A 12,025-nucleotide genomic window follows, 5' to 3' on the forward strand; every position below is an offset into this window, starting at 1 on the left:
CCCTTGAATCTACAAGGAAAATACAGTATAATGAAAGTTAAACACGGTCTGCACACTGCAGGGCAGTCCGCATGAGAAAGTTTATTTTGCAAAATAAGGAGTTTACTGAGATGAATTTAACCACTGTAAGAGAAATTTACCGTTCCAGAGAGACGTATCTGGACAAAGAAGTTCAGATCGGCGGCTGGGTACGAAGCGTGCGCGGTTCCAAGAACTTTGGCTTCATCGTTGTGAGCGATGGCAGCTACTTTGAGACGCTTCAGGTTGTTTACCATGATACAATGCCGAACTTTGCGGAGATCTCCAAGTTAAACGTAGGCGCATCCATTATCGTAAAAGGTACCCTGGTTGCAACCCCGGAGGCAAAGCAGCCGTTCGAGATTCAGGCGACCGAGGTAGCCGTTGAGGGACCGTCCGCTTCGGATTATCCGCTTCAGAAGAAACGCCACAGCCTTGAGTATCTGCGTACCATCTCCCACCTGCGTCCGAGAACTAACACCTTCCAGGCTGTGTTCCGTGTACGTTCCCTGGCAGCTTACGCGATCCATCAGTATTTCCAGGAGCGCGATTTCGTGTATGTCCACACTCCACTGATTACCGCAAGTGACTGCGAGGGCGCCGGTGAGATGTTCCAGGTTACCACGATGGATCTGAACAATGTTCCGAAAAAGGACGACGGCACGGTTGACTACTCTCAGGATTTCTTCGGAAAACCAACTAACTTAACTGTCAGCGGTCAGTTAAACGGCGAGACCTACGCGATGGCATTCCGCAATATCTACACCTTCGGACCGACCTTCCGCGCAGAGAACTCCAACACGACCCGTCATGCAGCTGAGTTCTGGATGATCGAGCCGGAGATGGCATTTGCGGATCTGAACGACAACATGGAAGTTGCCGAGGATATGTTAAAATATGTCATCCGCTACGTCTTAGAGCACGCACCGGAAGAGATGAATTTCTTCAACCAGTTCATCGATAAGGGACTCCTTGACCGCTTAAACCACGTATTAAATTCCGAGTTCGGTCATGTAACCTACACCGAGGCTGTCCGCATCCTCGAAGAGCACAACGACGAATTCGACTACAAGGTATTCTGGGGCTGTGACTTACAGACCGAGCATGAGCGCTACTTAACCGAGAAGATCTTCCAGAAACCGGTCTTCGTTACCGATTATCCGAAGGAGATCAAGGCATTCTACATGAAGATGAACGAGGACGGCAAGACCGTTGCAGCGATGGACTGTCTCGTACCGGGCATCGGCGAGATCATCGGCGGCAGCCAGAGAGAGGACAACTTAGAGAAGTTAGAGGCGCGTATGGACGAGCTTGGACTCAAAAAGGAGGACTACGGTTTCTATCTGGATCTGCGTAAGTACGGTTCCGCAAGACACTCCGGATTTGGTCTTGGATTCGAGCGCTGCGTGATGTACTTAACCGGCGTTTCCAACATCCGTGATGTCATCCCGTTCCCGAGAACCGTAAACAACTGTGAACTGTAAACAATAAGCAACTATGGGGCTGTCGCAAATACTGGAATCTGCTTTCTGCTATTTGCAGCAGTCCCTTTTCTATTATTATTTCAATCTGTACATACGGAGTGACAGACTCCTGAAAGGGGGAGAGAATGTGAAATTTATCCATACCGGCGATATCCACTGGGGCATGTCCCCGGACAGCGACAAGCCTTGGAGCCGGGAGCGCAGCCGCGATATCCGCGATACGTTTACCGCCATCATCGCCAAGGCAAAGGAGCTGCGCGTGGACTGCCTGTTCATCGCGGGGGATCTGTTCCACCGCCAGCCGCTGCTACGCGACCTGAAAGAGGTCAATTACCTGTTTTCCACGATCCCGCAGACACAGGTTGTCATCATTGCGGGCAATCACGACCGGATCCGCAAAAATTCAGCTGTTTTAAGCTTTTCCTGGGCTTCCAACGTGACGTTTCTGGAAAGTGAGGATGTCTCATCCGTCTATTTTGAGGATATCAACACCGAGGTGACCGGCTTTTCTTACTATACTGCGGAGATCCCGGAGCCGCGCCTTGATGCTCTTGAAGCGCCGGAGGATGGAAAAATCCACATTCTGCTGGGGCACGGCGGCGACGCAAACCACGTCCCGATCGACCGGGCGGCGCTGGCTTCCTCCGGATTTTCGTATATCGCACTGGGGCACATCCACAGGCCAGAGATCCTACTGGACAAAAAGATGGCATACTGCGGTTCCCCGGAGCCGCTTGATAAGACCGAGACCGGCAGGCACGGTATCCTTTACGGCGAGATCGACCCGGAAAACGGTCAGGTAACGACACTGGACTTTATTCCGATGGCGAAGCTCCGCTACATCCCGCTCATCGTCCGCGTCACGCCGGATACGACCAACACGGAGCTGTACTTAAAAATTGCCCATGAGATCGAACAGCGCGGCAATGACAATATTTTCCGCTTCAAGGTGCAGGGCATGCGCGATCCCGATATTTCCTTCGAGCTGGACGCCTTAAAGCTGCGTTTCCGCATCGCAGATATCATCGATGAGACGGAACCGCAATACGATTTTTCCGCCCTGTTTGCCGAGCATCCAAGCGATATGATCGGCTTTTACATCCAGGCACTGAAAAAACCGGACATGAGTCCGGTGGAGAAAAAGGCGCTGTTTTACGGCATCCACGCCCTGCTTCTCACCACCGATGAAAGGAGTTAGCTTCCATGCGTTTTCTTGATCTTTATATCAGTGGGTTTGGAAAATTTCATGACACAGCCGTCTCCTTTGAGGATGGGTTAAACGTCATTTACGGTAAAAATGAAGCCGGCAAATCCACGATCCACACCTTTATCCGCGGCATGCTCTTCGGCATCGAGCGTCAGAGGGGGCGCGCCGCCAGAAACGACATCTACAGCAAATATGAGCCGTGGGAAAACAGCGGTACCTACGAGGGGCAGCTCCGGCTTGAATCCGACGACGGCACCATTTACCGGATCGAGCGCTCGTTCCAGAAAAATAAGAAGGAATTTACCGTCATCAACGAGATGACCGGACGCGAGGAACCGGACGGCTGCGCCGTTTTGCAGGAAATCTTGGGCGGCATGAGTGAAACCATGTACAACAACACCATCAGCATCAGCCAGTTAAAGAGTGCGACCGATGAAGGCATGGTTTCAGAACTGAAAAACTATATTGCTAACATGAATACCTCTGGCAATATGGCGCTCAATATCACTAAGGCGACCGCCTATCTGAAAAATCAGCGCAAACAATTTGAATCCCAGTTAAGCCCGGAGGCTTCGGTCAACTATACCTCCCTTCTTAGCGAGATCCGCACGCTGGAACGTGAGCTTTCTTCGCCAAAATATGAGAATCAGTTACAGGAATACTCAAAACTGCGTGACTCGGTCCGAAATGAGCTGGAACATCAGAAAATAGAAAAAGAAGATTTATCCGACCGGCTGCAGAAGAGCCGTCAGGTACTGGATGAGTTTTCCTTTACGGACGAGGCGTCCATCGAGGCGTACCGCAGTCAGGCTGAAACACTCTACCAGGACTATCAGCATGCACAGGCGTCTTCCTCCAGCAAGGGATCCCGGTTTTTTCAGGTGTTTTTCTTTGTCACAGCGGCGATCTGCGCCATCTGCGCGGCATACTGCGGATATCTGGCGTTCTTCCCGCTTCCGTCCCCGTGGCTGGGAGCTGGTCCCACCGCCCTCATCTTTGGCGTCGCCGCTCTTGTGCTTCTCATGCTGGGAATCTGCGTCACACGGCACCGGAGCCGCCGCAGGCAGGAGGCGGAGAAAAGTGCCTCTGTTTTATCGGAGATTTTGCGCCGCCACCTGGGCGAATCCGAGATTTCGGATGAACCCATGAAGCTTTTGTCCCAGCGGCTGGACCGCTTCATCACGCTCTGCCACGCCGTTACAAACTCGGAGGATTCACTGATAAAACGTTCTGAACAGATCTCGGCGCTGATGGCAAAGCAGAATGACTGCAGCCTTGTCATCGAGGAACAACAGCGCGTCCAATGGGAGTTAGAAAAAAAGCTGGAGCACTTATCCGCCTGCAAAGACCGTGCAGCGGCGCTCAAACACATTTTAAATGAAAATGAACGCATCCATCAGGAGATCGCCTCCGTGGATCTGGCGCTTGATACCTTAAAAGAGCTTTCCACGACCATCCGGGATTCTTTCGGCCTGTACTTAAATAAGACTGCGTCCGACCTGATCGCCGGAATTACCGGCGGAATTTATTCCAGCATCAGCATTGATGAGAACCTGAATGCGTTTTTAAACACCCGCCGGAAGCTGATCCCGCTTGAACAGGTCAGCAGCGGCACCGCCGACCAGATCTATCTGGCGCTGCGCCTCGCCGCCGCCCACTTTATCCAGGGCGATGCAGACCGGCTGCCGCTCATCTTTGACGACAGCTTCGTCCTCTACGACGACGAGCGCCTGAGAACCGTCCTCAAATGGCTGCCAACCGCCTATTCCGGGCAGATTCTTGTATTTACTTGTCATGAGAGGGAGATGCGGGTGCTGAAGGAAGAAGGAGCTGCGGTGCATGAAGTGCGGTTGTAGGACTCTTTTCGTACATAACCGTGACATTGCCTGTTTCCTATGACATTAAAAAGAACGCCATTTTCTGACATGTATTGGTCCGGAAATGACGTTCTTTTTGTTTCTATTTTAAAGGTCTATTTTTAGTCCCGTATTCCCGCCCGATACTTTGCCAGCAGCTTATTGATACGTCCAGTCGGATTTAACAGCTCGCTTAAGGAGGCATCGTGGTTCAGGTTATCGATGATGAGCGCGATGTATTTGCTCATATCGACGCTGATATAGTACGGTCTGGAGAGAAGCTCCGGTGTCTGGTATACCAGGTTGGTGGTCAGGACGCGGTCGATCAGACCGTTCTCATAGTACTCGTCAAACTTCTGCAGTCCGTTGGTAAACAGACCGAAGGTCGCGCATACGAATACCTTTCTCGCCTTGCGGCTCTTTAATTCCTTCGCTACATCTAACATGCTCTCGCCAGAGGAGATCATATCATCAATGATCAGGACATCCTTGCCCTCTACGCTGGATCCCAAGAACTCATGGGCAACGATCGGGTTACGTCCGTTGACGATTCTGGTGTAATCGCGGCGTTTGTAGAACATACCCATGTCGAGTCCCAGCACGTTGGAGAAGAAGACAGCGCGGGACATACCACCCTCATCCGGGCTGATGACCATCATGTGATCGCTGTCGATCTCCAGCTCTTTCTCATTTTTCAGCAGATATTTGATAAACTGGTAAATCGGCTGAACGGTCTCAAAACCCTTGAGCGGAATCGCGTTCTGGACACGCGGATCGTGTGCGTCAAAGGTAATGATATTCTCAACGCCCATATCTACCAGCTCTTCCAGTGCCAGCGCGCAGTCTAAGGACTCACGGCCGGAGCGCTTATGCTGGCGGCTCTCATACAGGAACGGCATGATTACGTTGATACGGCGTGCCTTTCCGCCTGCTGCCGCAATGACACGTTTCAGATCCTGATAATGATCATCCGGGGACATATGGTTTACCATGCCGCACAGAGAATATGTCTGGCTGTAGTTGCAGACATCCACGATCAGATACAGATCATCGCCGCGCACCGACGCCTTGATCTCGCCCTTTGCCTCGCCGGAACCAAATCTCGGTGTGTTTGCCCCGATGATGTAGGAGTCTCTCTGATAACCTGAAAATGCGATCGACGTCTTGTGCTCGCTCTCGCGCTCATTTCTCCAGTCCACCAGATATTTGTCTACCTTGCCTACCAGTTCCTCACATCCCTTTAATGGAATCAGTCCCAGCGGACCTACCGGTATCGTCTCAATGATTTTCTCTTCGTACAGCATTTTCCATTTTCCTCCAGCCTGTTTACTCTCTGTTAATTCGCTTTTTTGCATATGTTAGCGCATTCTAACGTCTCTTTTATATCATTATGTCCCTTATAAGTCAACCCATTACCGGTTTTCCAGCTTTTTTCGTATCCGGATATCCTCGCCGTAGAGCGGAATGATCTGATACTGGCTTACGATCCGTGACATGACGCGGTCGGTAAACTCGTCGCGCATCTCATTGACCGGCAGATTGGTGGAAATGATCGTGCCTTTCTTCCGGTTTAAGCGCTCGTTGACCACATAGAAGAGCTGGGAAGTCGTAAACGTATTCACCAGTTCCGTCCCCAGATCGTCGATGATCAGCAGATCGCACTCTAATAAATACTGGGAGCGGTCGCGATCCTCATCGGTCGCATCATTTGCGAAGCGGTCCCTTGAAAATATCTCATACATCTCCACCGCTGGGAGATACACGACGCTGAAACAGCGCTCAATCAGCTCTTTCGCGATGCAGTTGCTTAAAAACGTCTTTCCAAGCCCCGTTTTTCCGGTAAATAAGATATTTCCCTTTTCTTCTTTAAATCCATCCACATAGCGGTGGCAGAACGCCGTCACCTGCTCCATATACGCGCGGGCAGTCTTGCCGCTACGCGGATCGATCTTCGTGTCATCAAAATAATCATAGGAAAAATGAGAAAAATTCTCCCGCTCCAGCACTTCCCGGATATTCGACTGGGCGTATAACAGATCGATCTCCCGCTGACGGAAACAGTGGCATTTTATACCGTCTTTGTACCCGGTATCCTTACAGTCCGGACAATTATACTGCATCTCCAGATAGTCCGCCGGATAGCCGTAGGCGCTCATCAGCACCTGGCGCTGCTCTTTCAGGTCTGCGATTGTCCCTCGCAAACGTTTCACCGCGTCCGCATCGCCCGCCAGAAGCTCTTTCGCGCTCTTGACCGCCGCGGCGGCGATCGCGTCGTTCATCTCCCGGACCGCCGGTATTTTCTCATAGACCTCATCAACCCGCGCGTCCAGCTCATGTTTCTTCTGAAGCTGTGTCCGGTTATAAACACGCATGATCGATTCATACTGCGAATTACTGAGTGCCATCGTCCCCTCCTGTCTTCTGCGCTCCGTTTATCATGCTCCATACCATCTCGTCGTAATCATATCCGTGTTCCTCCAGATTGTGGAACCGGTTGGAAGAACGGCTGCTGCCTGCAGACGCCTGCCGGCGCATCGCCCCGCCTTCTTCCTTCCGTTTTTTATCTAGCTCTGACACATCCCGGAAGCTCTTGACCCCGGCATTTTTCCAATCCCGCAGAATCTTGTCTGCATAGTCAAACGACGGTTTATGTATCTGCCGGATCGTGCGGCTGCACGCCTCGACGATCAGCTCGCGCGTGAAACCGTACTCCCAGAACCATTTTTCGATAAATTCACTCTCGACCTCCGCCGGGCTCCGGTCCGAAAGCCCCATCGCCCGCATAACCGCGAATGAACCCTTCGTGTAGCCTCTGCCGCTCGCTTTTGCCTGTTCCACATCCTTGATGCCGCGCTTATGCCAGCCGAGTGCCACCTTTTCCATATAGCGCAGGCTGGTGTGGTGGTTCTGCACGCAGTACTCAATCAGGTATTCCAGCAATTCCCCGGAAAATCCCAGATTCGAATAGAGATTTCCAAGAATCTGGCAGTCCGTCGGTGTGAGCAGCTTGTTTAAATACTGCTGGGCAATATAAATGAGCTGCTTAAACGACTCATCCGAGGTCAGGCGTGACATATCGCAGGCTGCGGCTTCCCGTGCGGCAGTTTTTGCAGATGGCGCAAAGGAACCAGCACCTGCCAGGGATTCCGTTGAAGCGGAAACCGGTGAAATTTGCTGTCCCGGCATCTCCTGAAACGATCGCTGTGCCTCTTCACCGACTTCCGTTCCCAGCACCCCGGCTCTCTGCCAGTATGCCAGCGCGCGCTGCACGTCCGCCTCCGTGTGGTTGAGCGCGTCCGCGATCTGTCCGATCGAGACTTCCTCCTGCTGGTGGCGGAGCAGGTACAGATATACCTTCACATATTCTCCACTGGCTCCCGCCATATATGTATCAATAAATACGTCCGGAACCGGCGTCGCGCCCACCGCCAGCCGGTTTTTGAGTCCTATTCCCATCTTCTAACTTCCCTCTTAGCCATTCTGTGTCCTCATATTTCCTGTTACCATTTATCTATCAGCAGCCTGCGGCTGTGTGAAGCATTCAAACTGCTGTATTTTACTTTTATTTTGAAATATTCTCTATTTGTTCCATCCAAATCTTCCTGTTTTCTTACTTTTCCACCGTTTTGATTTTGTTTCCGGACTTTTCCACAATTTTGCTCCGGGCAAGACAGTTTTCATCCATTTATCACAGGCTCACTGCGTCTATTCCTATCATAACATACCTTTTTTTAAAATGAAATACTCCTAATTATGGTTCGCGGCCGACACTTTTAGACCAATTTTTCCACTATTTTAATTGTGGATAATGTGGATAATGTGGAAAAAGCCTTCAAAAATCCTCAAAAAATAACCCATCCTCCGACAAAATCCTTATTTTATCAACATTTTCGGCATTTCCCCATTTCCGCATTTAGGCGCAAAAAATCCACATAGTTCCTTTACATAATATGTTGAAAACTATGTGGATAATGTGGATAACTATATGTACACTCGGAGTGCATCTATTTTGCAAGGAGGTTTTCCCCTACATTTACAACGTCTCCGGCGCCCATGGTTATCAACAGGTCGCCCTGTGTACAATGTTCCATGACAAATTTTTCTATTTCATCGAACGTCGGCAGATACCATGCTTCTTTTCCTTTTTCTTTTAGAAGTTTCACGATATCCTCTGAGCTGATTCCGAGCGTGTCCGTCTCGCGCGCCGCGTAGATATCCGCCAGAATGACTTTATCTGCCAGTGAGAGCGCCTCGGCAAACTGCGGCAGAAATGCCTTCGTCCGCGTGTAGGTGTGCGGCTGGAAGATGCACCAGAGTGTCTTGTGTGGATAGTTCTGCGCCGTCTTTAAGGTAGCCTCGATCTCATGCGGATGATGCGCATAGTCGTCGATGATGGTAAATCCATTTACCTCACCCTTCTTTTCGAACCGGCGGTTGGTTCCGGTAAAATGTGCCAGTCCCGCGCGGATGGCGTCCATGGAGATGCCATTTTCCAGGGAAACAGCGATGGCTGCCAGCGCATTGTATACATTGTGCTCACCTGCCACACCGAGCGTCAGGCGCTCTTTCTTCTCACCGCCGATATAAAGATCGAAGGACGGATGCGCGTAATCGTCATACTGGATATCACCGGCACTGTAATCGTTGCCACGGCTGTGACCAAAAGTAATAACCTTGCCTTTTGCCGCTTCTATGATCTCCTGATAGTTCTCGATATCGCCGTTGATGACAATCGCGCCCTGAGCCGGTACGCGCTCGGCAAACAGCTTGAAGGAATGACGGATATCCGCCAGATCCTTGAAGAAATCGAGATGGTCTTCTTCTATATTAAGGATGACCGCCATCGTCGGGTAGAAGGATAGGAAGCTGTTGGTATACTCACACGCCTCCGTCACGAAAAATTCCGGTCCGCCGACGCGGATGTTGCCGCCGATCGCCGGAAGGATGCCGCCGACCGAGATCGTCGGGTCATTTTTCGCCTGCAAGAAAATCTCCGTCACCATCGAAGTGGTTGTCGTTTTGCCGTGTGTTCCGGCAATCGCGATCGCATTTTTATAGTTCCGCATCATCTCGCCCAAGAGTTCCGCACGGGTCAGCATCGGGATGCCGCGCCGTTTTACTTCCTGAAATTCCGGGTTATCCGGGTGAATCGCCGCCGTGTAGACTACCACATCGATGCCATCCTGGATATTCTCCGCTTTCTGTCCGATATATACCTTCGCGCCGCGCGCCTCCAGGTTATCGGTCAGCTCCGAACGGTGTGCGTCCGAGCCAGACACAGTGAATCCCTCGTCCATCAAAATCTCTGCCAGTCCGCTCATGCTGATACCGCCGATTCCGATGAAATGGACGGATTCTGGTTTATTAAAATCAATCTGATATACATTCTCACTCATATTTGTGCATTCCTTCCCCGCCGCAGGCGGTTTTGTTTTCGCAGACGCCATAGAAAAACAATATGGAACCGCGAGGCATTGTGTTTTTATGTCCTTTTAATTTAACTTCTTTTACATGAAATTGTCAATATAAGGCAAAAAAAAATAAAAGATACACGCCAGCCATCGCACTGCGATCCGTCTGTAACATGCATCTTTTATATCATTTAAGTTATGTCTTTTTCTTAGCGTCCCGTTGCCAGACACTTGCCGAACAGCATGGTTTTATAACGGTTTAACGCCGCCAGAAGAATGCTTCCCAGCACACCGATTGCCAGCACCTCGCCGATACCAACGGTCAGCATCATGAACGGAATCAGATCCTCAGAGCCGTATGCAAACCGGAGCACCCACGGTACAATGATCGTGTTGGCCAGGATCGGCGGTACACATACTAAAACCTTACTCTTGCGGAGCGCATAGGAGCCGACTGCCCCGATCAGGGTTGCCAGGCTTCCGAATACGATATCCAGTCCGGCTGCCCCGCAGAACAGATTGGATAAAAAGCATCCGACAAAGAGTCCCGGAATCGCTGCCGGGGTAAAGAACGGCAGGATGCAGAGTGCTTCCGAAATACGGAACTGCACCGGTCCGAAGCTGATCGGCTGGAATGCCATCGTCAGCGCTACGTAGATGGCCGCGATCGCCGCGCCATACGCCAGAAAATACGTGTTTTTCAGGTTGTTTTCTTTCATATTCAATTCTCCTTTAGTTTTGTTTTACGAGTGGAAGGTCACGAACACTCGATTCATTTTACGCCGGAAATCGGCGGCAGCCCTGTAAGACCTTGTTTTTGCGGGCTTTGCAACGGGTATGAGTATAACATAGAGCAGATAGAAATACAAGTTTTCTTTTCGCTTATCGCCACTGTTACTGTTCACACATGCGTGAACAGTAACAGACAAAAATCATTTTTTTATTTCTCTACCACTTTGCCATAAAAAAGCACTTTCCCTTTCTTTCTATCTCCTGTATAATAGAATCTACGTGATTTTGTGCCGGATGCTGCACAGACAGCTCACTCATTCGGGAGATATTGCATTTACACATTTGACTCAGCTCCCCGACACTCGTCAACCCCATTTCATCATCACAAAGGAAGTATGTATTTTATGAAAGCACTCTATGAACGCTGGACAGCTATCAGCCTGCCTAAACGAATTCTGGGCGGCATGATTCTCGGCGCTGTTCTGGGAATGATGATTCCGCAGGCAGTCGGACTCTCAATCCTTGGAAATCTATTTGTCAACGCATTAAAGGGCATCGCGCCCCTGCTTGTATTTTTCCTTGTTATCAGTTCCCTCTGCCAGGCAAAGCAGAGCCACGGCGGCATCATCCGCACCGTTGTCTGCCTTTACCTGTTCAACACATTGCTCGGCGCTGTGATCGCGGTCGTCGCAAGTAAACTGTTCCCTATCACCCTGACACTTGCACAGGCTGCAGAAGAAACCTCTGCCCCGCAGGGAATCGCAGAAGTCCTGCAGACACTTTTATTAAATGTCGTAAAGAACCCGATCACCTCCATCGCAGAGGCAAACTACATCGGTATCCTGGCGTGGGCGGTTCTCTTCGGCGTGGCGATGCGCGGCGCCAGCGAACGCACGAAAGAAATTATGGACAATTTTGCGGCGGCACTGTCCAAGGTTGTTACCTGGATCATCAACTTTGCCCCGTTCGGTATTCTCGGACTTGTGTTTGACACTGTATCCACCAACGGTTTACAGGTATTTACCGAATATGGACGGCTTCTCGCCGTGCTGGTTGGCTCGATGCTGTTTATCTACTTCGTGACCAACCCGATTCTCGTATACTGGTGCATCCGCCAAAACCCGTTCCCGCTGATTTTCAAGTGTCTGAAACGAAGCGCGGTCACCGCCTTCTTTACCCGGAGCTCGGCGGCAAATATCCCGATCAACATGGAAGTCTGTGAGGAAATGGGACTGGACAAAAATACCTACTCTGTTACCATCCCGCTCGGTGCGACCATCAATATGAACGGTGCGGCTGTTACCATCACCGTCATGA

9 protein-coding genes are annotated in these 12,025 nt (G+C 50.8%); 4 read left to right on the forward strand and 5 right to left on the reverse strand.

The annotated features are described in order from the left end of the window. The first annotated feature begins 110 nt into the window (after positions 1-110). The 3 genes from asnS (at position 111) to QVO97_RS06590 (ending at position 4,565) form a co-directional block, all read left to right on the forward strand. Entirely contained in the window at positions 111-1,502 is a 1,392-nt protein-coding gene (asnS, locus tag QVO97_RS06580; protein ID WP_022359577.1) for an asparagine--tRNA ligase, read from the forward strand. A gap of 127 nt (positions 1,503-1,629) precedes the next feature. Further along, positions 1,630-2,700 (forward strand): metallophosphoesterase family protein, encoded by a 1,071-nt coding sequence (locus tag QVO97_RS06585; protein ID WP_288189194.1) that lies wholly within the window; start codon positions 1,630-1,632, stop codon positions 2,698-2,700. A 5-nt stretch (positions 2,701-2,705) separates the two neighbouring features. After that, positions 2,706-4,565 carry an ATP-binding protein gene (locus tag QVO97_RS06590; RefSeq protein ID WP_022359579.1) on the forward strand — a complete coding sequence of 620 codons (1,860 nt, stop codon included), beginning with the start codon at positions 2,706-2,708 and terminating at the stop codon, positions 4,563-4,565. Between the two features lie 122 nt (positions 4,566-4,687). On the opposite strand, the gene QVO97_RS06595 is transcribed toward QVO97_RS06590, so the two are convergent. The 5 genes from QVO97_RS06595 to QVO97_RS06615 form a co-directional block, all read right to left on the reverse strand. Then, the gene (locus tag QVO97_RS06595; protein WP_022359580.1) at positions 4,688-5,869 is read right to left on the reverse strand and encodes a ribose-phosphate pyrophosphokinase; all 1,182 of its coding nucleotides are present in this window, start codon (positions 5,867-5,869) and stop codon (positions 4,688-4,690) included. A gap of 108 nt (positions 5,870-5,977) precedes the next feature. Then, positions 5,978-6,970 carry an ATP-binding protein gene (locus QVO97_RS06600; protein WP_022359581.1) on the reverse strand — a complete coding sequence of 331 codons (993 nt, stop codon included), beginning with the start codon at positions 6,968-6,970 and terminating at the stop codon, positions 5,978-5,980. Beyond that, positions 6,957-8,021 carry a DnaD domain protein gene (locus QVO97_RS06605; RefSeq protein ID WP_022359582.1) on the reverse strand — a complete coding sequence of 355 codons (1,065 nt, stop codon included), beginning with the start codon at positions 8,019-8,021 and terminating at the stop codon, positions 6,957-6,959. The genes QVO97_RS06600 and QVO97_RS06605 overlap by 14 nt, the downstream gene beginning before the upstream one ends. 548 nt (positions 8,022-8,569) lie before the next feature. Beyond that, positions 8,570-9,961 (reverse strand): UDP-N-acetylmuramate--L-alanine ligase, encoded by a 1,392-nt coding sequence (murC, locus tag QVO97_RS06610; RefSeq protein WP_022359583.1) that lies wholly within the window; start codon positions 9,959-9,961, stop codon positions 8,570-8,572. 224 nt (positions 9,962-10,185) lie between these two features. After that, positions 10,186-10,695, reverse strand: coding sequence for a QueT transporter family protein (locus tag QVO97_RS06615; protein WP_022359584.1), 510 nt, complete (start codon positions 10,693-10,695; stop codon positions 10,186-10,188). 417 nt (positions 10,696-11,112) lie between these two features. Here QVO97_RS06615 and sstT point away from each other — a divergent pair. Beyond that, the coding region (gene sstT / locus QVO97_RS06620; protein ID WP_288189199.1) for a serine/threonine transporter SstT at positions 11,113-12,025 on the forward strand (913 nt) is incomplete at its 3' end.

This window comes from Clostridium sp. CAG:43, from assembly GCF_000434655.1.
Taxonomy (GTDB): Bacteria; Bacillota; Clostridia; order Lachnospirales; family Lachnospiraceae; genus Otoolea; species Otoolea fessa.

Bases quoted from the DNA above. Each gene is read 5' to 3' on its own strand.
- asnS (WP_022359577.1), top strand. From the start codon at position 111: ATGAATTTAACCACTGTAAGAGAAATTTACCGTTCCAGAGAGACGTAT.
- QVO97_RS06590 (WP_022359579.1), top strand. From the start codon at position 2,706: ATGCGTTTTCTTGATCTTTATATCAGTGGGTTTGGAAAATTTCATGAC.
- QVO97_RS06595 (WP_022359580.1), bottom strand. From the start codon at position 5,869: ATGCTGTACGAAGAGAAAATCATTGAGACGATACCGGTAGGTCCGCTG.
- QVO97_RS06600 (WP_022359581.1), bottom strand. From the start codon at position 6,970: ATGGCACTCAGTAATTCGCAGTATGAATCGATCATGCGTGTTTATAAC.
- QVO97_RS06605 (WP_022359582.1), bottom strand. From the start codon at position 8,021: ATGGGAATAGGACTCAAAAACCGGCTGGCGGTGGGCGCGACGCCGGTT.
- murC (WP_022359583.1), bottom strand. From the start codon at position 9,961: ATGAGTGAGAATGTATATCAGATTGATTTTAATAAACCAGAATCCGTC.
- QVO97_RS06615 (WP_022359584.1), bottom strand. From the start codon at position 10,695: ATGAAAGAAAACAACCTGAAAAACACGTATTTTCTGGCGTATGGCGCG.